We start from the raw sequence: 19,721 nt of genomic DNA, 5'->3' as shown, positions 1-19,721 counted from the left end.
GGCTTCACAAGACTCACGTCTTGTTGTGCTCATTGGTGTAGCGGCCGCTCAGTTCCCATCCACATTCGAGCAACATGTCGATCCAGTCCTCATAGGAATCGTCGACGTCCAGCAGGTTCATGAACTGATCTTCGATGTGACAGCGAAAGGTCTGCTCTTCAACGTTCCATTCAACGTCCCGGATTCGCCAGGCGCGTTGATCGGGCAGCTGAATGTTCAGGCCATGGAAGGGCACGAACGGCAACTCGACCTCATACAGAAGCTTCGACCATTCAGAAGAAATTTCGGGGGTCTGGTGAGTCCAGACGTATTTGATCAATCGAACATTGTGCACGGTTGGGCCTTCTCTCGTGTTTCGGGTGACGGCTCGCTGTCGCTGCGGGCGAAGGCGCGGGCCAGTCGGAATGCCTATACGTTACTAGATGGGCGCGTGATCGGGGAGGGGGCGCGTGAGATCGCTGCCGCAGAGGCTCGGGTGTGCGAGGCTTGTTGGTCAGCGTTGACGACGAATGGTGGGGGCGACGAGGGTTTTGAGTCAGCTTCGGGAGACCGTCTGGCAGAATCAGGGGCTGCAGGACAATGATTCGACATCCCTCAGCCCAATCGTGCTATCACAGAGACAGCCTCATCTCCTCTACGGCGCTATCCAGCTTTTCGCGTAACGGATCGATCAAGCACCAGATCTGATCCGCATCGAGCTTTTCGGTGTGAGCCGCCTCAAGCAGGCGGGTCGTCAACGCCAGCGCCATATTAACGTTCGCGACCTGCTGCATCGCCGCGCTGACGGCGCCCACATGGCTCTTTACATCTTTCAACTCAGTCAACCATTCCAGTACGCGGGCCGCAGGTATTGGGGCCTTACCCTGGACGCTATTTTCAAGCAAAAGCTCAAGTGAGCAGAGGCGTGCTTCGATATTCATGGGCGACGCTCTCTGAGTGTGGAGGGAAGTGTGGCATTTGTCTGAAAGCGGGCAGTTGTTGCTCGCCAAATTTCATGATCTACAAAAAAGGCCCTACAGATAATTTCAAATCCTAAGTATGTCTTAGTACGCGGTCAATCTGATTCTAAGAATCTCTTAGCCTTTTAGCGGCTAATAAATGAGCATTTTTAGCAAACGATTGAAGGAAGCCCGAACGGCTGCCGGGCTGTCCCAGGAGCGTTTGGGCATTGAATCAGGGATCGATCCCGCCTCCGCCAGTGCGCGGATGAATCAATACGAAAACAATAAACACACGCCCAATTCATTGACCATCATTCAAATCGCCGCCGCTCTGGATCTTCCGCCCGCCTATTTTTATAGCGCTGATGATGAAGAGGCCAGAATGTTGCTCCTGTTTTATCGCCTCGATTCGCCAGGGAAAAAACAGATTTTGACATTGGCCGTTGAATTACACGGTCAGACCAAATTCCTGAACGTCTGAAATATTCAATCAGTTTGTAGATGTTTAGAAGACGATATTGATCCACATCTCTCATTTGTTGTCTTCCAAATTCCTGTTCTGGTGGGATGATAGCCAGCCGTCGTTTTACGTATATGCTGAGCGGGCCCCGTGGCCGAGACCTGCCCATGCTTCACAAAAATCTCATTCGTCGCCTTGATCTGATCACCCTCAAGCTGTTCGTTGCCGTGCATGAAGAAGGCACGCTGACCCGTGCAGCGGCTCGCGAGGCCATTGCTGTATCGGCCGCCAGCAAGCGATTGATGGAGCTCGAAGAGGTCTTGGGCATTGGGTTGTTCGTGCGCAACGCCAAAGGCATGGTGCTGACCGCTGCGGGTGAAACCCTGTTGCACCATGCTCGGCGCATGCTGTTCGACCTGGAAAAGATGGGTCTTGAACTCGATGAGCACCTGCAAGGCATGCGCGGCTATGTACGCATGTTGGCTAACCTTTCGGCGATTATTCAGTTTCTCCCGGAAGACCTGCACGACTTCACCATCAGCCATGAACGGGTCAAGGTCGATCTAGAAGAGCGGCCCAGCACCGGCGTGGTTCAAGGCTTGATCGACGGCGTTGCCGACATCGGCATCTGTTCGGAAGACACCGATGTTCAGGGTCTCTATAGCGTGCCGTACAGGCGCGACGAGTTGGTCGTGGTCATGCGTTCCGACCATGCGCTGGCTCAACGGCATCACGTCGCTTTCGAAGACACACTGGGCAGTGATCACATCGGCCTGCACGCCGCCAGCTCCATCAACATGCGCACCCACACGGCAGCGCGCTCCCACGGCAAACCTCTACGCGTGCGTATTCATGTTCCGGGCTTCGACGCGATGTGCCGAATGGTGCAGGCGAACATGGGAATAGGCGTCCTGCCGCGTAAGGCGTTTGATTTGCTGGGCACACCATTAGGCCTGACAGCCGTAGGCTTGAGCGATGCGTGGGCCAAACGCACATTGATTCTGGTGGTGCGCGACAAGGCCGCGTTATCCCCGGTCAGCCTTTTGCTGTTCGATCACCTCCAGCAGCACGAGCAGCACGGTCGCTAGCGTTCGCGTTTCGCGAACGATCCTTGCCAACATACGGTTGGATTTGCGAAACCCCGGTCCTCTAGTCTTGGGTACAAATTCCAAGAAACACTGAGGTATCCGCTATGACAGGCCCCCTGAACGGTGTGCGCGTAATTGAAATCGGCACACTGATCGCAGCGCCCTTCGCCGCACGCTTGATGGGCGAGTTCGGCGCTGAGGTGATCAAGATCGAATCCATGGGACAGGGTGACCCGCTTCGTAAATGGCGAAAGCTGCACGAGGGCACCTCGCTGTGGTGGTATCTCCAGTCTCGGAACAAAAAATCCCTGTCGCTGAACCTCAAATCCCCCGAAGGCATCGAGATCGTCAAGCGTCTGGCCGAAAGCGCCGACGTGTTGATCGAAAACTTGCGCCCCGGCGCGCTGGAAAAACTCGGTCTCGGCTGGGATGTCCTACACGCCTTGAACCCCAAGCTGACGCTGGTTCGTATCTCGGGCTACGGCCAATCCGGTCCTTATCGTGATCGTCCGGGCTTTGGTGCCATCGGCGAGGCCATGGGCGGCATTCGTTACACCACCGGCACCCCCGGTTCGCCTCCGGCGCGAGTGGGCGTCAGCCTCGGTGATTCACTGGCTTCGATGCACGCTGTGATGGGCGCGCTGATGTCGTTGCTGCGCGTGAAAACCGGGCAAGGCGATGGCCAGATCGTCGATGTCTCGCTGGTCGAAAGCGTGTTTAACCTCATGGAAAGCCTAGTGCCGGAATACGACATGCTTGGCCATGTTCGTGAGCGCACCGGCGGTGCACTGCCCGGCATCGCACCCTCCAACACCTATCCGACCGCTGATGGCGCATTTGTCGTCATCGCCGGCAACAGCGATCCGATTTTCAAGCGCTTGATGCACACGATTGGCCGTCCTGACCTGGCTGAAGCCCCTGAGCTTGCACAGAACGATGGCCGTGCTGCGCAAAGCGAGATGCTCGATGCGGTGATCAGCGCATGGTCGTCCAATTTGCCTATCGACGACGTCCTTGAGGCGCTTGAACAGGCGGAAGTGCCCGCCGGCCGGATCTATAACGTCGCTGACATTGTGGCCGACCCTCACTATCAGGCGCGCGAGATGATCCTCGACGCGCAACTGCCCGGCGGCGCCCACGTGAAAATGCCCGGCATCGTGCCCAAACTCTCCGAAACACCGGGTTCGGTGAACTGGCAAGGGCCTGCCTTGGGTCAACACACTGACAGCGTCCTGAGCGATCTGGGCCTGACCGCTGCCGATATCGCACAACTCAAAACAGAGGGGGTGGTGCAATGATCACCGACTTTTCCGAGCGTTTGATCGTCCAGGAAGTTTCGCCGCGCGACGGTTTGCAAATCGAGCCCACTTGGGTCGAAACACCCGACAAAATCGAGCTCATCGATCAGCTTTCTCTAGCCGGTTTCAGCCGCATCGAGGCCGGCTCTTTTGTTTCGCCCAAGGCCATTCCCGCGCTGCGTGATGGCGACGAGGTGTTTCGTGGAATCTTGCGCCACCCGGGCGTGATTTACGTGGCGCTGATCCCCAACCTCAAGGGGGCGCAGCGTGCGATAGACGCAGGTGCCAACGAGCTGAATCTGGTGATGTCCGCCAGCCAGACCCACAACCTGGCGAACATGCGCATGCGCTGCGAGCAGTCGCTCAGTGCGTTTGGCGACGTCGTTTCCTTCGCCGCTGGCCATCCCGTGAGTCTCAACGGCTCTATCGCCACGACGTTCGGTTGTCCATTCGAGGGCAAGATCGACGAAGACCGCGTGCTGCAGATCGTCGATGCCTACCTGGAACTGGGCATGCAGGGCATTTCGCTGGCGGACACAACAGGCATGGCCAACCCGCGTCAGGTGCATCGGCTGGTACAGCGCGTGCTGACCCGCATACCCGCGTCGGCACTGACGCTGCACTTCCATAACACCCGTGGGTTGGGGCTCAGCAATGTCCTCGCGGCCTACGAGGCAGGCGCTCGCCGTTTTGATGCGTCGTTGGGTGGCTTGGGCGGTTGCCCGTTCGCGCCTGGCGCATCAGGAAATATCTGCACTGAAGACCTTGTGAACATGTGCGAAGAAATGGGGATCGAGACCGGTGTCGACCTGCCGCATCTCCTGAAACTCTCGCGCGGCCTGCCTGCGCTGCTCGGGCATGAAATGCCGGGGCAAGTTGCCAAGGCAGGGCGCAACTGTGATTTGCATCCCGCGCCTGAACATCTGCCGGGCTGATTTATCGCGAGACATCTGTAGCCAAACGCTTTACCGAATACGAACGAATACGCCTCGCCGCGTATTCGTCCAGACAACAAAAACAATAGGGCTCCCTTTGGGAAGTCCAACTGGAGTGACCGCAATGACTATCTCCGTTCTAAACCCCAATAGCAGCGTCGTGGACGTTGTGAACGCCGAAAAAGCGTTGATCCGCAAAGTCGCGTGGCGGCTGATGCCGTTGATCATGGTCTGCTACCTGTTCGCATTCTTTGACCGCATCAACATCAGCTTCGCCAAGTTTCAGCTGCAAACCGACCTGAGCCTGAGCGACACCGCGTACGGCCTCGGCGCGAGCCTGTTCGTCATCGGTTACGTGCTGTTCGAGGTGCCGAGCAACATCATGCTCTACAAGGTTGGCGCCCGCCGCTGGATTGCCCGGATCATGATTTCCTGGGGCATCGCGACGGCGCTGATGGTGTTCGTCAACGCTGAATGGCAGTTCTACGTGCTGCGCTTCATCATCGGCGCCATGGAAGCCGGTTTCGCACCCGGCGTACTGTTTTATCTGACGCTGTGGTTCCCACAGACCTACCGTGGACGTATCACATCGATCCTGTTTCTCGCCTCGGCCTTCGCCGGTCTGCTCGGTGCGCCGATTTCCGGCCTGGTGCTGGGCCACATGGACGGCGTCATGCAAATGCGCGGCTGGCACTGGCTGTTCCTGCTCGGCGGCCTGCCTTGCATTGCACTTGGTATCGCTGTGCTCAAGATCCTCAAAGACCGCGTTTCAGACGCCCATTGGCTGACCGACGCCGAAAAAAACTATCTTTCCAGCCGCATCGCCCAGCATGAGCCTAATAAACATGGCTCGCTGCTGACCGCCCTGAAAATGCCCGGCTTCCTGATGCTTGGCCTGATCTACTTTCTGATTCAGGTTGCGTCCTACGGCCTCAACTTCTGGGCGCCTCAGCTGATTCGCAGCGCAGGTGTCGAAAGCCCGGTCGTGATCGGCCTACTCACCGCCATCCCTTACATCTGCGGCGCCATCAGCATGGTTGTGATCGGACGCCTGTCAGACGCCAGCGGCGAGCGTCGCAAATTTGTCTGCGGTCTGGTCGTGCTGGGTGCCATCGGCTTCTTCAGCGCGGGGATTTTCGCTCAGCACACCAGCATGCTGATCCTCTCCCTGGCCATGCTCGGTGGCGGCATCGTTGCTTCCATCCCGGCATTCTGGACCCTGCCGCCGAAGCTGCTGGCCGGTGCAGGCGCAGGCGCGGCAGGCGGCATCGCGCTGATCAACACCCTTGGCCAGTTCGGCGGCATCGTCAGCCCGATCATGGTCGGCAGCATCAAGGACATGACAGGCAGCACCACGCCAGCGCTGTACGTGATTGGCGTCACCAGCGTGATTGCGGCAGGTTTGTTGTTGTGGGCGTTGCCCGAGAAGTTGCGGACGTTGGATAAGAATCACGACTGACGCCTGAAAGCTGCGCCTGACTTCAGGCGCAGCTTTTTGTGCAGGTATAAGGCCGCATCGTCTGGTTCGAGCGTTATCCCTGAGTCGCCTTGTTCAACACGGCTTTATGCAACTCGATGTTCTGCTCCGCGGTGCCCTCGTAGGACGAAATCCCGACCTCCTCGGCCAACTTCTTCCGATTTTCCATGCTGCTGTCGAGCTTCAATGCCTTGAGCAAGTCCACGATGGACGACTGGGGATTCAGCCCTGGGTTGCCCTCCTTCAACTTCGTAATTTCGGCGCTGAGCTGATCAGGCGTAGGCTGGCTGCTCGCTCCAGGAGAAGGCGACGCGCTCCCCGCCGTGGGCGCAGTCGGCGCATCTGGCGATGCCTGCGTGCTGGCGTTAGCCGTCCCAAACCCGAGTTTTTCAAGAATGCTGCTGATAATGCTCATAGTAAGTCCCTTTTTTCAGTGATCGAACTGTTCGAGAAACGGCCGACAGGCAATTGCCCGTCCGTACAGAATCGCCATCTCCGTCGTCGCGGCGACTGACATGTCTTCACAAAAGCCTGTGCGCACCAACACACGCGCCAAACACGCACCTGCGCTATGCGAATTCAGGCTATGGAGCGAATACATTCCCCGAGACGGTCAAAACGGCTTCCATTGCTGGAAATGGGATCGTCACTGCCATGTGCGTGGGTGCAGTCCATAAAACGTGTGGCAGATCAGTCAGGTTGCAGCGTAGCCGCTAATTACTGGAGTGGCGGGGGGAGGGTTCGGTTCCAGAGCGTTCTGGGTTGAGGTTGATATCGGACGAGTGGTGAAGGCGCGCCCCGTCTTCGATGCTCGTCGAGAGGGACGGGAGATAACGCGTAAGTACGCGTCTAGACTGGTGGTTATTTCGTTGGAGAGAGTGGGTCGTTGTAAGCGGCTCACTTCGGCATGTATTTAGACTGCCAGCTTCGTGGAATCGCTGCCGATGCGATGCCGACCCCCAAAGTGATAACGCCGCTAATGACCATGGCCTTGAAAGAAAGTGTGTGCGCCATTGTGCCGCCTGCAATTGCACCAACAAGCATGCCGCTCCAAGGTACAAGCTGAACACGCCATCCGATCCGCTGTTGCCCTAAGATCGCGCGGCCCAGACCTCGTCCAAACCGTGATAATGCCCCGGTGACGTAGGTTAGCCCTATGGGCAAACCATTCACTTCCTCGACGACCGCGTTAATCATCCCCATGGCAAGTACCGCCAAGATAGGCGCTATCGTGTTTTCTCCGAGAAATCCGCCAACGCAGAGCAGCAGCCCAATGCAAAGAAGTAGGGGCCACGACCGGCGGCCACTGTAGGTTGCAGCTATCACCCCTAAGGCATTTCCTACGACGAACGTTGCTACGAGCAGGGCGATGTGGAGGGCCAAGACAAAGTTGCTCGTGCTTAGCGACGCCGCAAGGCGTGTAGTATTGCCGCTCATGAATGAGACAAAGTCGCCAGTGACCATAAAACTGATCGAGTCCGTCATACCGGCGATGAACGAAAGACTGGCAACGAAACAGAGACCTATCCGTCCACGAAACCGGAACATTTGCCTGGCTTTGGCACCAGAATATTTAGGCTCTGGAAGCACTACGACCTCGACGATGTACAGACCCGAGACAATCTGTCTCGCATTTGATGGGCAGGCAGGGGGCAGCATCCCGTTCTAATGCTCACGGCACGATGCCAAGACGCGTTCCCGCCTGTCCTCCTGTTCATAGAGTGTCAGAAGTTTCTGCGAATTTCGCTACTGCATCAATCAATGACCGTCAAGCAGCGCCCTGAATCTGAAGAATGGAGGTTTGCGCCTTTTGGGTCAGCCTCAACTCTTGTTCTGTCTGGTCCCGGCTACTGGTCAAATCCAAGAGCACTCCTTGCCAATATCCACGCGTTCCAACATAGCCGCATACGGCGACTCGATGTTCTGCACGTTTAGGGGGATCTGAAGATTTTAGATATTTGCTGCAGGCTGTAGCGAAGACGTCGAGACAAGGCAGGCGTCAAGGCGCTCGATGACAGGTCAATTTGCCATAGAAGTATAGGAAGAATGAGCGCGACTAGAGCAATCCCTGTAGTCCGCGAAAACTCCAGTCCTATTTCTTCCAAGCCACAGGCAACTCACTACAGGAAGCAACCATGCTGCTCCTTAGGCCGGATGATCTGACTTGGTACATGAGTTGTTACGCACGGGACAAAAACAAAAGGCCCACATTTCTGCGAGCCTTTGTTTTGTATGGTGCCGGCACCAGGAGTCGAACCCGGGACCTACTGATTACAAGTCAGTTGCTCTACCAACTGAGCTATACCGGCGTTGTGGGCGCTGATTATAGGGATTTGATCGGGCGAGTAAAGCCCTAATTCAAGTTTTTTTGCGAGGCTTATGACCTGTCGCAATTACCGTTATTCACAAGCGGTCCATCGAGCTCGTTGCAAAAGGCCGTTTTGTGGAACTCTTCTCATTCGTTCGCAAGCTACTGTTTTTTCGAAAATTTAACACCTGGTCAAAAAATAACCAGATGTGTGAATCGGTTGCGAATCAGGATTTCTGTGCGTTCGTGGGAATTTCGTCAACAGAGTTATCCACAGGGCTTTGTGCTTGTACTCGGTCATTTCCGCTCGGCGAGGATGAGCAGATTGCGGGGTGTCACGTGTGACGGGCAGAAGGTGCCGACTCGCACCTCGTAATCGCGTTGTTGCAGGAAGAGGGCGCGGTCGAGGATGAGCCAGAGTTCGAGGGGGCGGCGGAAGAGGTTGCGGAGCAGTTCGAGGTTGCGCACTTCGGCCAGTCGTTGCCAGCCGGTTGCTTCAAGGGCGGGCCAGTCTCGGTTGCCAGGCTCGGGCAGTTGTTTGAGCGCGGCGAGGTCGCGGCAGTAGTCGTTGAAGGGTTTGTCGAGCCAAGCGCTGGGAAGCGAGGGCGTTGGCAGGTAGTCGTCGATGCCGCGCAGTTGGCGTTGCAGCAGGTCGAATGCCAGCCTGCGGGCCATGGAGATGTCGCGCTGCCGACGAACGCGGGCGCCTGCTGTGATCGTTTCACTGAGGGGCAGACCGAGGTCGTCGAGTGACAAGCTGAGGGTTGATGCCTGACCTTCGTTTGACAGGGCTTGGTAGTGCTCGCTGGCGATGCGGTTGTAGCAGCAGGGGGCGATGGCGATCTGTTGGCAGTCAGCCTCGCTGGCGAGTTGCATGAGGCGTACGTGGAGGTCGCCGCAGGCATGCAGGGCGACGGGGGTGTGGTGAGCTGCGAGTTGGTCGGTCGCCGTTTCGGCCATGACGTCTTGATGCAGATGCGCCGCGTGAACGCCGAGCTTGTGGCTGAGTTGCCGACCTGCTTCAACCAGCGTGGCGTCGTATTCGAGGCAGGTCAGGGCCTGGCCGTCGTGGGCGAGGCGTCTGCCGAGGTGGCCTTTGCCCGAACACCAGTCGAGCCAGTGCGTGGGCGCTTTCCGAAAACTCAGGCTGCTGGCGAAAGCTTCGATCTGTTGCCATTTGCGGCCGGGCACATCGACGCTCATGCGTGAGGAGATGGCGTTGAGGGCGTGGGTTGGCAGGGCGTCGGTTTGGCTAAGCGCTGCAGATTGTTTCGCGATGTGCGTGAAAGGCTCTGGCGCTTCGAGTGTCTCTGGATGGTTATGGGCCGCTTCGGCATCTTCCAGTGAGCGTTGGCGCAGCCATATGGACAGTTCCGGGTGCGCGGCTTCCCACGGTAATTCGCGATGGGTGAAGGGTTTCGGCCGCCACAGGTCTTGGTGCACGAGCAGGAAGGCGTCGAGCGCGAGGAAGCGGGATGTGAGGTCTGCGGTATGCGGGGGCATGGGCTGGGCGGTGATTTAGGCTGGAGGTCAAGCTTACGGGCTTTGAGATAAGGGTGGCACCTTTGCCAGAGCAAAACCGGATGACCTCGTTGTATCAGATACAACGCGTTGTAGATTTTGCTGCCGCTGCGCCAGATCGTCCGATCGCGGCCCGGAGCAAGCTTGCTCCTACGCCCTCCGGGCAGAATCAAAAGCGAGTCGACAGGCAGTGGCCGGAACCTCAGCGTCCTTGGCTCGCATCCACCCGCAGATACCGCTCCAGCAGTTTGAATCCCTGCACCAACACAAACGACATCACCAGATAGATCACGCCCGCGATGAAGAACGTCTGCTCTGGCATGTAGGTCCGTGCGTTGATCGTGCGGGCCATCCCCGTGATGTCGAGCAGGGTCACCGTGCTGGCGAGGGCGCTGGCTTTGAGCATCAGAATGACTTCGTTGCTGTAAGCGGGCAGACCGATGCGGGCGGCGCGAGGCAGGATGATATAGACCAGCGCCTTGCCCTTGGACATGCCCAATGCGCGAGCGGCTTCGATTTCGCCGGGCGGCACGGCCTGGATCGCGCCGCGCAGGATCTCGGCAATGTATGCAGTGGTGTGCAGCGTCATGGTCAGCGCGGCGCAGAAAAACGGTTCACGCAGGTACGGCCACAGCACGCTTTGCGTCACGGCTTCGAACTGGGCGAGGCCGTAATAGACAAGAAACAGTTGGACGAGTAGCGGCGTGCCGCGAAAGAAGAAGATGTAGGCGTAGGGCACGGCGCGGACATACGCGTTTCGCGAGGCCCGAGCGATGCCCATCGGAATCGCCAGGATCAGCCCCGCCACAACGGCGATGGCGACCAATTCCAGTGTAAGCGTGGCCCCTTGCAGCAATTTGGGCAGCCACTTGAGGACGAATTCCCAACTCATGACGCGCTCCTCACAAAACCCACCGATGCGCGGCGTTCCAGCCATGCAAGGCCGATCATCGACATCGCTGTCATGCCCAGGTACATAAGCGCCGCGACCATATAGAAGGTGAACGGCTGTTTGGTAGTCGTGACGGCGATCTGCGCGTGTCGCATGACTTCTTCAAGCCCGATCACCGATACCAGCGCCGTATCCTTCATCAGGATCATGAAAAGGTTGCCCAAGCCTGGCAGTGCGATGCGCCACATCTGCGGCATGACCAGTTTGATGAAGATGCGCGACCGGGACATGCCCAACGCCAGCCCTGCTTCGCGATGCCCTTTCGGGATCGACAGCATGGCGCCGCGAAACACCTCAGTTGCGTATGCGCCGAAGCACAGGCCCAGAGCGATGACGCCTGCAGCGAAGGCGCTGAGCGACAGGTTGGGGATGCCGAACACATGCCCGATGGCGCGCATCGAACTCACGGTGCCGAAATAGATCAGCAGCACCCACAGCAGTTCGGGAATGCCGCGCACCAGCGTCGAATACACCCCGCCGATCCATTGCAGAATACGGTTGGGCGAGGTTTTGGCGAGGGCGCCGAGCAGTCCCAGGATGAGGCCCAGGCACAGGGCGGACAGCGCGAGTTGAATCGTCATCAGCATGCCAGCCGCGAGGGCCGGGCCGAATCCTTGGAGATCGAAGTTCATGGCTTTGCTTGGTTGACGGATCGGCACCGCCGCAGGTTGAGTGCGGCGATACTGGTCAGGCGGGTCAGAGGATGCTGAACGGGAAATACTTGTCGTTGATCTTTTTGTAGGTGCCGTCTTCGATGATTTCTTTCAGGGCGGTGTTCAGCTTGTCGCGCAGCGGATCATCCTTGCGCACGGCAATACCGATCTTGTCTTCGCCAAACATCGGCTCGCCCTTGAATTCGAAGTTCTTGCCTGCGTCGCTCTTCAGCCACTCATAGCTGGCGTATTTGTCGCCCAGCAGGGCATCCACGCGACCGGAAGTGAGGTCGAGAAAGGCGTTTTCCTGCGAGTCGTAGAGCTTGACGGTCACGTCGTTGCCCCAGTTGTCTTCCAGCCAGGTGCCAGCCAAGGTCGCGCGCTGGGCGCCGATGGTCTTGCCTTTCAGGGCTTCCTTGATCGCCGCGGGGTCGCCGGTCAGGTTGGTGGCTTTTGGCGCGATGAATTGCAGTTTGTTCGAGTAGTACGGGTTCGTGAAGTCCACGGCCTGCTTGCGATCTTCTGTGATCGACATCGACGAGATGATGAAATCGAATTTCTGAGCGTTCAGCGCCGGGATGATGCCATCCCAGTCGGAAGTGACGACCTCGCAGGTGACTTTCATCTTGGCGCACAAGGCGTTGCCGATTTCGACGTCGAAGCCCACGACTTGGCCGCTTGCATCCTTGTTGTTGAACGGGGGGTAGGCGCCCTCGATGCCCATTTTCAGGGTGTCGGCAGCAACGGCGCTGGAGGCGACGACCAGAAGAGCGGCCACCAGAATGTTTTTCAGGGTCTGCATCGATGTTGCTCCGTTAGCGATTGCTGGACATGAATTGTTTGCAGCGTGCCGATTGCGGGTCATCGAAGACCTGCTGCGGCGATCCTTGTTCTTCCACGCGCCCCTGGTGCAGGAAGACCACTTCACTGGACACCTGCCGGGCGAAATTCATTTCGTGAGTCACCATCAACATGGTCCGGCCTTCTTCGGCCAGGCCACGAATCACACTGAGCACTTCCTGCACCATCTCGGGGTCAAGCGCAGAGGTCGGCTCGTCGAACAGAATCACTTTGGGTTGCATGGCCAGCGTACGGGCGATGGCTGCTCTTTGCTGCTGACCGCCCGACAGTTGCGCCGGGTACACATGACGTTTATCCGCGATGCCCACTTTGGCGAGCAACGCTTCTGCCACTTCGATCGCCTCGGCCTTCGTTTGCCCCAAAACCCGGCGCGGCGCCTCGATGATGTTATCGAGTACGGTCATGTGCGGCCACAGATTGAAGTTCTGAAATACGAAGCCAATCTCGCTGCGCAGGCGATTGATCTGACGAGTGTCGGCAGCGATCAGTTCACACTTGCGCGAAGCTTTGAGTTTGAGGGCTTCGCCCGCGACGAGGATTTCACCCTTGTGCGGGTTTTCGAGCAGGTTGATACAGCGCAGCAGCGTCGACTTGCCAGAACCGGACGAGCCCAGAATTGAAATCACGTCGCCGTCCCGTGCAGTCAGCGAGATGCCCTTGAGCACCTCAAGCTGATCGTAGCGTTTATGCAAATCGCGAATTTCCAGGGCGGGCGTTGCCTGGGCCATGTTGAAACCTCGTGTATTCGGTACTGATGGCGCACGGCAAACGAGCTGGCCCTGCGCAAAAAGGGCGCGATGGTGCCAGCTTTAAACGCCGTGGGGAAGGGTATTTCGGCCAGATGGAATGTCGGGAGAGGGTAAGCTTGCGCCAATTTGGTGCTGTATGTCGCCAAGTGTGTATTTTCGGTGCGACAAAACGTCTCTATGCTGTTGCGGTTGGTAACGTTTCCTACAGAAATGGCAAAACGCTATTCGTCTCAGACACTTATCAAACGCCTTTGCAACGGGCATATCCGCGCACGACGTCGCTTTTGAAATATCTTGGCGTAATTCTTGCGTAAAAAATAAATAACAGTGCTGTTGTGATCTTTTTACGAAGGGTCGCAAATCGCTCTGATCCGTATAAAAATTCTTAAAGGTTGCTTACATGAGCAGTACCCCAAATTCTTCAAACCTCGATCAGGGGCTCAAACCGCGTCACATCACCATGCTCTCCATTGCAGGTGTGATCGGTGCGGGTCTCTTCGTCGGTTCTGGTCACGCCATTGCCGAAGCGGGTCCAGCGGTTCTGCTGGCCTACGCGGCAGCCGGTACGCTGGTGGTTCTCGTGATGCGCATGTTGGCCGAAATGGCAGTGGCTTCGCCGGACACCGGTTCGTTTTCGACCTACGCAGACCGTGCGATCGGTCACTGGGCGGGTTTCACCATCGGCTGGCTGTACTGGTGGTTCTGGGTGTTGGTGATTCCGTTGGAAGCCAACGCTGCGGCGACCATCCTTCACGCGTGGTTCCCGAACATCGCGATCTGGGCTTTCACCCTGGTCATTACGCTGGTGCTGACGGCGACCAACCTGTTCAGCGTCAAGAACTACGGTGAATTCGAGTTCTGGTTCGCGCTGATCAAGGTCTTGGCGATCATCGGCTTCGTGATTCTGGGCATTGCGGCCATGTTCGGCCTGCTGCCAAGCAGCCAGGTCAGCGGCGTCAGCCATCTGTGGGACACCAACGGTTTCCTGCCGAACGGCATGGGTGCCGTGTTGGCTGCCATGCTGACCACCATGTTCTCGTTCATGGGCACCGAAATCGTCACCATCGCGGCGGCGGAATCGAAGAACCCGGGCCAGCAAATCACCAAGGCCACCAACTCGGTGATCTGGCGGATTTGCCTGTTCTACCTCGTGTCGATTTTCCTGGTCGTTGCATTGGTGCCGTGGAATGACAGCCGTCTGGCCGAAGTCGGTTCCTACCAGACCGTCCTCGACCTGATGGGCATCCCGAACGCCAAGCTGATCGTAGACCTGGTCGTTCTGGTTGCCGTAACCAGTTGCCTCAACTCGGCGCTGTACACCGCTTCGCGCATGCTCTTCTCCCTGGGCAAGCGAGGCGATGCGCCAGCCGTTTCGCAACGCACCAGCAAAGCCGGCACCCCGTACTGGGCCGTGCTGCTGTCGACCGCTGCCGCTTTCGCTGCCGTGTTCGCCAACTACGTCGCACCGGCTGCTGTGTTCGACTTCCTGCTCGCCAGCTCCGGCGCCATCGCGCTGCTGGTGTACCTGGTGATCGCCGTCTCGCAACTGCGCATGCGCCGTAAGCGCGAAGCAGAAGGCCAGGCCATCGACTTCCGCATGTGGCTGTTCCCGGGCCTGACCTGGGCGGTGATCGTGTTCATCGTCGCAGTCCTGACCATCATGCTGTTCCAGGAAGGCCACCGCATGGAAATCATCGCCACCGGCCTGCTGAGTATTTTGGTCGTCGCAGCGGGTTTGATCGTGTCGAGCCGCCGCAAGGCGAGCAAGGCCGGGAAAGTTGTGCTGAATTGATGAGTGATTGAGCTGGCGTTGCCAGTGAGAAGAAACGGCTGCTTTCAGGGATGGGGGCGGCCGTTTTTTTTTGCCCAAGCACATTCAAGCATTCGAAAGGGCATATCTATCTATGCTTTTTAACGTACGCTTCAGGGCATTATTCAGGTGCTGTTTATCGAGCAGCGATGAAGCGGCTTGGCAAGTGTTAAGCGTTTTATCGGTCGAGGCTCATCCTTCCCAACACCGATTTCCCCCGCACCTGATGCAGCACGACCGCCGTCAGATGCAACGCCACCAACCCCGCCAAAATCGCGCACAAGACGTGATGCAACTCGTGCAGTTCCAGCAACGCGATCTTTGAGTGAATAAGCTGTGGCAGCGTTACAACCGCCATGAGCGTGACCGGGTGGCTCATCATCAGCACGCCGGTGATCAGCACGCCCGAAACGGCTGCGTAGATCGCCATGTGTGCCAACGAGACCAAGCGTTCGTGCGCTGAGGTGCGCGTGTAAGGGGGATTAGCCTTGATGGCTAGCCACAGACGCCAGGCGAAGAACGGGATGAACAGACTGGTGATCTGCGGATTGAACGATTCGACCCATTGCCGGAACGGGTCTTGGGTGTTCAGCAACGCAACGCCAAAGCCACTGAGCGTCGCCCAGAGAATGACAGCGGCGGACAGCCAGTGCAGGAAAATTCGGGGCTTGGTGTAAGGAGTTGCTTCTACCGCTGTCAGCACAGAAGAACGGGAGTGAGGGTGTTTCAAAACGGCAGCCTTATTGAGAAGAAGTTGCATTCTCGTGGAGGCGCAACGCTACCGTCTTGATCGGTGTCATGCAAATAAAAGCGCGTGTGTCAGCGGCGACCCGCGTCTCGCGAGTTCTTCATGGTCAAGATGTCCGACGCCTGGTTGTAGGCATCCTGGAAGATATCGCTGCCCAGCCATTCAACAGTCACGTCTTCTTCTTCATCATGAAAGATGCCGCGATAGACGATCAGCAACGCCATGAGGAAGTCAGTGGCCGGATCTTCCTCTTCCTCCGCAATCACCAATTCCAGCACCGGGTATTGCAGGAACACAACGCACATCGCCAGCAGGCTGATCGACTCGGCGGCTTTCATGGCCTGGAACAGGTCATCGTAGTCGGCAGGCTCGAAGCCGTTTTCCATGATGTCCTTGAAGTCGAACGTGCTCAGGTCAATCGTCACATCATCGAATGGCTCGTTGACGATCGCGTGGTTCAGCACCGGATGAACCGGGCTCGGCTTACCTTTGCCCGAACGGTTCTGCTTGGCCTTGGCTTTGGCCCGTTGGGCGCGTTTTTGCTGTTTGTCTGGGGAGGCCATGGAGGCGATTTCCTTTATGCGGTACAGCCATTTTCATGGCCCGGAATGAGCGGGCGCACATTGTATTCAGTCTTGGCCGGCTTCGTCCTGTTTGCTGCCGCCTGTCGTGTATTGCTCAATGAGCGTCTGTTCTTCGATTTCGCTGTAGACATTGCACAATGCCTCGCGGAATTCATCGCTGTTGATGCGCGTGCGGACGGTTTCCTCATTCAGGCCGTGCGCCCACTGAAGATAGCTGCCGATAGTGCCTAGCAGGATGTCGTCGTACTTGTCGAAGTCGATGTTGTACAACGCGTGTGCAGCGACTGGGCCTCGTGCGAACGCAAGCAGGAGGGCGTGCAGGCCGTCCTGTTCAGCCAGCTTGAGCGCTTCGAAATGGTCTCGACGTTGTTTTTTAGTGGGCTCAGGTGCTGGGGTTTCGAAGACATCCAAAAGCAGCAACTCCTCCTCGGTGATTGTTACTTCCGAATCGTCTCTGAGCAGCGCGGCCATGGCTTCTCGCTCTTCGTCATCCATGCTCGCCAGAAGCTCAGGGTCAACGTAGGCCTCCAGAAGAACATCGTCGTCGATGTCTTCCTCGTAATATTCCTCAGGGAGGAGGTCGGGCATGAAATAGTCCGGAACGATCGGATCAGCCGCCTGAGGACTATGGCGTGCGACACGACCTTGTTTGGCTTTGTCCTTGGCGCGCTTGGCGCGTTTCTGCTGCTTTTGAGCGGATGGCACGATGGTTCTCCTTCGCTTGGCGTCAGGGTTGCCATGTTAGTAAATCGCACCCAATAAAAAACCCCTGAATCTTTCGATGCATGGGTTTTTCGGTATTGGTGGTGCCCCGAGACGGAATCGAACCGCCGACTCTTTGCATTGACATCCAAGTTCAATAAGCACGGGGCTTTCCGCCGAGTTAAGGTATTGCCTGTGTACTGAGTATGCGTACATAGGCTCTGGCGAGCACTCGAAAATGTGCTGCCGCATTCCCTAAGGCGGTTGGTGTTTCAGCGGTGCGTAAGCCTGAAGCTAAATTTGCGTCCCCTCTCGGCGGTCAGCTGTCCGCCTCATTAGATTCTTTGGCGCCTATTCCGCAATTGTTTAACTTGCGTGCAGGGAGGTGTTATCGGAGCAGAATGATCAAGGCTAATGGTACTCGTAAATTGTATTCATCATAATTTATGGCGAGTAGCATCACGATTGCGCATGCTGCTCTGGTAAAATCTCGCATGGGTATGTAATGAAAATTAGGTCCTTATTAGGGAGGTTGCTTGCTGCTCAAGCATGGCAGACATTTGCCTTAACTGATCTCGTTGTGATGATACCTCGTTGCTCAGCCAGTCGTCCCAGTAGATTTCATGTGAGTACCCCGCAATAGCGAGTAATATGTATTCTAGCCAGAGGTGTAAATGATCATTAGCAAGTGAGAGCGCCCCGGGGGCAAGTCTCATTACCTCGCGCCCGTGCGCGAGTTCATTACGTATCCAGTAGAGCGACTTCCCGCCTGTGTTGTCGAACAAAGGCCATAGGTCTAAGATGCGTGGGGTGTAGAGTTGCAGCATTGCGTCTGCTTTGCCTCTAAGCTTTAGTTTTCCTGCATCTAGAGGCGCCCATCTTTTCACTAACCCTTCGAACGCTGAAAATCTAGCAATATAGCTTGATTCTATCGTGGAGTCGGTTGAGGGGTTTATCGAAAAGATAGCCAGTCTTATTGCATCTTTCTTAATTGAATCTAAGCTGCTCCACCATTTCGACATGTGGATGAAATAATCTTCGATATTTTGTGGTGCTATCAAGGGGCCTGAGGCTTCCTCTTCAGTGGTAGCGCGTTGCCGTTGCAAAGGATTAGGCCAGTAGTTTGTTGTATTGCTGCGCCCTGATCTGGTGATAGTGTAAGGAAAAACACGGTGCCGAGCCGCCAATGTGAGAAGTAGACAAGTATCATCGGCTAGCTTTAGGAGTTCTTCGGATGTTAGGTCGGAGTGCCGCTCCGCCGCATTGCATAGTGACAGCACTGTATAGCTTGTAGCTGTGATCTTAGAGCGACTTGTCTTAGACCATTCCCAGTAGCGCTGTAAGCTCCATTCACAACTAACTTCATCAGAAATCCCCCTCATTGATAGCAGTTTTGGAGGTTCTAACTCCTCAATGGTCCTATTGCCTTAGGGCGTGAAAGTATCGAATACTTTTGAGATGCCGTAATTTATAGCGCTCAATTTAACAATCACCGAGTCTAACATGTCCGGGCTATTAGATTTTTTATCTTTTTTTGAGCGGAATTTTTCGATGGTCCAGCTGCTGATGTGGAGGAATTTTAACCTAGTCCCACCAGTCCTCCTTTTCTGGGCTATTGAACGACTGCTCCTGATGTACGCCCCTTTGGCCTCAAAATGTAAGCCTGCTGCATCAACCGCCTCTTCGCTAATTAGCGAAACGAGTCCTTGAAGCTCTTTAGAGTTACCCAGTTCACCTATTACAACAACCTCAATGCTCGCGTCTGACGCCGTTTCTTTAGGCAGCCAAAGTCGAATGTCGCATAGATATCTTTCGCCTTTCGTAGTGCACAGATATCCGTCAAATTCGTAATCAGGTACTTCGATCATTGCTGACGTCCTTTGTCGTGACGGTTATGGGGGGGGCGAAGCTTTAGCTTTCTTGTTATATCTGGAGCAGAATAATTTTACAACTCATGATTTAGGTACTTTACGGGCTTAGCTATCTTCACCAGCCCATTCATGTTTTCATACCGCTAGCCTTCGCGGAGTATCATGTGTTTGTAAGTGTGACCTGGTTTTCCGCAAGAGCCAGACGCGATGCTCCTTTGTCCCTCACGTCAGTGGCATTCTTGGCTAGCTCGCTGAGGCGCAATACCGCTGCTGAGAACTTTATTCACATAACGGTTGCAATCTTTATTTCTAGTTTGAGCGGAGTTTCATTACCGCTTCAATCGAAACAGACTCAGAACGCAGTAAGCCGGTGGGTGGCCGTCAACCACATATGAACCTAGGTGCGCATAGCTTGAAGTATTCCTACGCATGCAGGAGCGTTGATCCCATCGCGGACCAGATTCACTGTGCGTGCTTAAGAGTGCCCTCAGAGCAGAAAAGTGGGCGATTTCCCCGTGGGGGAGTCGTGAGCGCACGAAGTCGGGGCACTGATGGCCCGATCATAATACGGCTGTGAGATGCCATGTTTACCGCCCTTGTGTACCAGTTAGGCGGGCTAGGTTTTTGCGGCACAAACAAAAAACCCCTGAATCCTTGCGGAATCAGGGGCTTAGATGTTTTGGTGCCCAGAGACGGAATCGAACCGCCGACACGGGGATTTTCAATCCCCTGCTCTACCGACTGAGCTATCTGGGCAACGGGG

Annotated in this window: 21 protein-coding genes and 3 tRNA genes; 7 read left to right on the top strand and 17 right to left on the bottom strand. The window is 56.4% G+C overall.

The window, feature by feature from the left end:
• Positions 1 to 13: 13 nt before the first annotated feature.
• Positions 14 to 334 (bottom strand): hypothetical protein, encoded by a 321-nt coding sequence (locus ACWKWE_RS21780; RefSeq protein ID WP_074757986.1) that lies wholly within the window; start codon positions 332 to 334, stop codon positions 14 to 16.
• A 277-nt stretch (positions 335 to 611) separates the two neighbouring features.
• Positions 612 to 920, bottom strand: coding sequence for a DUF1484 family protein (locus tag ACWKWE_RS21775; protein WP_483851677.1), 309 nt, complete (start codon positions 918 to 920; stop codon positions 612 to 614).
• Between the two features lie 178 nt (positions 921 to 1,098).
• Between ACWKWE_RS21775 and ACWKWE_RS21770 the strand changes: the two genes are divergently transcribed.
• The 5 genes from ACWKWE_RS21770 to ACWKWE_RS21750 all read left to right on the top strand — a co-directional run bounded on the left by ACWKWE_RS21770 (position 1,099) and on the right by ACWKWE_RS21750 (position 6,181).
• The gene (locus ACWKWE_RS21770; protein ID WP_166594198.1) at positions 1,099 to 1,422 is read left to right on the top strand and encodes a helix-turn-helix domain-containing protein; all 324 of its coding nucleotides are present in this window, start codon (positions 1,099 to 1,101) and stop codon (positions 1,420 to 1,422) included.
• A 146-nt stretch (positions 1,423 to 1,568) separates the two neighbouring features.
• Positions 1,569 to 2,489, top strand: coding sequence for a LysR family transcriptional regulator (locus ACWKWE_RS21765; RefSeq protein ID WP_483851676.1), 921 nt, complete (start codon positions 1,569 to 1,571; stop codon positions 2,487 to 2,489).
• 104 nt (positions 2,490 to 2,593) lie between these two features.
• On the top strand, positions 2,594 to 3,787 hold the full coding sequence (locus tag ACWKWE_RS21760) for a CaiB/BaiF CoA transferase family protein (RefSeq protein WP_166594200.1): 1,194 nt from the start codon (positions 2,594 to 2,596) through the stop codon (positions 3,785 to 3,787).
• Positions 3,784 to 4,722, top strand: coding sequence for a hydroxymethylglutaryl-CoA lyase (locus ACWKWE_RS21755; protein ID WP_166594201.1), 939 nt, complete (start codon positions 3,784 to 3,786; stop codon positions 4,720 to 4,722). The genes ACWKWE_RS21760 and ACWKWE_RS21755 overlap by 4 nt, the downstream gene beginning before the upstream one ends.
• A 124-nt stretch (positions 4,723 to 4,846) precedes the next feature.
• Positions 4,847 to 6,181, top strand: coding sequence for an MFS transporter (locus ACWKWE_RS21750; protein ID WP_483851675.1), 1,335 nt, complete (start codon positions 4,847 to 4,849; stop codon positions 6,179 to 6,181).
• A 73-nt stretch (positions 6,182 to 6,254) separates the two neighbouring features.
• Here ACWKWE_RS21750 and ACWKWE_RS21745 read toward each other — a convergent pair whose 3' ends face one another.
• The 8 genes from ACWKWE_RS21745 to ACWKWE_RS21710 form a co-directional block, all read right to left on the bottom strand.
• Positions 6,255 to 6,614, bottom strand: coding sequence for a DUF3597 family protein (locus tag ACWKWE_RS21745; protein WP_483851674.1), 360 nt, complete (start codon positions 6,612 to 6,614; stop codon positions 6,255 to 6,257).
• 482 nt (positions 6,615 to 7,096) lie between these two features.
• Positions 7,097 to 7,789 carry a YoaK family protein gene (locus ACWKWE_RS21740; protein ID WP_371928484.1) on the bottom strand — a complete coding sequence of 231 codons (693 nt, stop codon included), beginning with the start codon at positions 7,787 to 7,789 and terminating at the stop codon, positions 7,097 to 7,099.
• A 643-nt stretch (positions 7,790 to 8,432) separates the two neighbouring features.
• Positions 8,433 to 8,508: transfer RNA gene (locus tag ACWKWE_RS21735), tRNA-Thr, on the bottom strand.
• 296 nt (positions 8,509 to 8,804) lie between these two features.
• A complete protein-coding gene (locus ACWKWE_RS21730) occupies positions 8,805 to 10,010 on the bottom strand; it encodes a methyltransferase (RefSeq protein ID WP_483851673.1) in 1,206 nt (401 codons plus the stop codon).
• Between the two features lie 220 nt (positions 10,011 to 10,230).
• Positions 10,231 to 10,920: an ABC transporter permease gene (locus ACWKWE_RS21725; protein WP_483851672.1), complete on the bottom strand. Its 690-nt coding sequence runs from the start codon at positions 10,918 to 10,920 to the stop codon at positions 10,231 to 10,233.
• Positions 10,917 to 11,612, bottom strand: coding sequence for an ABC transporter permease (locus ACWKWE_RS21720; RefSeq protein ID WP_483851671.1), 696 nt, complete (start codon positions 11,610 to 11,612; stop codon positions 10,917 to 10,919). The genes ACWKWE_RS21725 and ACWKWE_RS21720 overlap by 4 nt, the downstream gene beginning before the upstream one ends.
• Positions 11,613 to 11,676: 64 nt before the next feature.
• The gene (locus ACWKWE_RS21715; RefSeq protein WP_483851670.1) at positions 11,677 to 12,435 is read right to left on the bottom strand and encodes an ABC transporter substrate-binding protein; all 759 of its coding nucleotides are present in this window, start codon (positions 12,433 to 12,435) and stop codon (positions 11,677 to 11,679) included.
• Positions 12,436 to 12,448: 13 nt separating this feature from the next.
• Positions 12,449 to 13,222: an ABC transporter ATP-binding protein gene (locus tag ACWKWE_RS21710; protein ID WP_483851669.1), complete on the bottom strand. Its 774-nt coding sequence runs from the start codon at positions 13,220 to 13,222 to the stop codon at positions 12,449 to 12,451.
• 11 nt (positions 13,223 to 13,233) lie between these two features.
• Here ACWKWE_RS21710 and ACWKWE_RS21705 point away from each other — a divergent pair, with 11 nt between their 5' ends.
• Complete coding sequence (locus ACWKWE_RS21705) at positions 13,234 to 13,557, top strand: hypothetical protein (protein WP_483851668.1); 324 nt, start codon at positions 13,234 to 13,236, stop codon at positions 13,555 to 13,557.
• Between the two features lie 86 nt (positions 13,558 to 13,643).
• Positions 13,644 to 15,035, top strand: coding sequence for a GABA permease (gabP, locus tag ACWKWE_RS21700; protein WP_166594210.1), 1,392 nt, complete (start codon positions 13,644 to 13,646; stop codon positions 15,033 to 15,035).
• 196 nt (positions 15,036 to 15,231) lie between these two features.
• Here gabP and ACWKWE_RS21695 read toward each other — a convergent pair whose 3' ends face one another.
• The 7 genes from ACWKWE_RS21695 to ACWKWE_RS21665 all read right to left on the bottom strand — a co-directional run bounded on the left by ACWKWE_RS21695 (position 15,232) and on the right by ACWKWE_RS21665 (position 19,714).
• Positions 15,232 to 15,783 (bottom strand): cytochrome b, encoded by a 552-nt coding sequence (locus tag ACWKWE_RS21695; protein WP_483851667.1) that lies wholly within the window; start codon positions 15,781 to 15,783, stop codon positions 15,232 to 15,234.
• A gap of 89 nt (positions 15,784 to 15,872) precedes the next feature.
• Positions 15,873 to 16,364, bottom strand: coding sequence for a hypothetical protein (locus ACWKWE_RS21690; protein ID WP_483851666.1), 492 nt, complete (start codon positions 16,362 to 16,364; stop codon positions 15,873 to 15,875).
• Between the two features lie 66 nt (positions 16,365 to 16,430).
• On the bottom strand, positions 16,431 to 17,090 hold the full coding sequence (locus tag ACWKWE_RS21685) for a hypothetical protein (RefSeq protein ID WP_166594213.1): 660 nt from the start codon (positions 17,088 to 17,090) through the stop codon (positions 16,431 to 16,433).
• A 99-nt stretch (positions 17,091 to 17,189) separates the two neighbouring features.
• Positions 17,190 to 17,257 (bottom strand) — tRNA-OTHER (locus ACWKWE_RS21680).
• A gap of 342 nt (positions 17,258 to 17,599) precedes the next feature.
• Entirely contained in the window at positions 17,600 to 18,148 is a 549-nt protein-coding gene (locus ACWKWE_RS21675; protein ID WP_483851665.1) for a hypothetical protein, read from the bottom strand.
• Positions 18,149 to 18,514: 366 nt separating this feature from the next.
• Complete coding sequence (locus ACWKWE_RS21670) at positions 18,515 to 18,955, bottom strand: hypothetical protein (RefSeq protein ID WP_483851664.1); 441 nt, start codon at positions 18,953 to 18,955, stop codon at positions 18,515 to 18,517.
• A 683-nt stretch (positions 18,956 to 19,638) separates the two neighbouring features.
• Positions 19,639 to 19,714 (bottom strand) — tRNA-Phe (locus tag ACWKWE_RS21665).
• Positions 19,715 to 19,721 lie beyond the last annotated feature (7 nt).

The sequence above is a fragment of the Pseudomonas salicis genome, from assembly GCF_057128705.1.
Note: the sequence above shows the minus strand (reverse complement) of the source record. Positions and strands in the feature narration are given on the sequence as shown.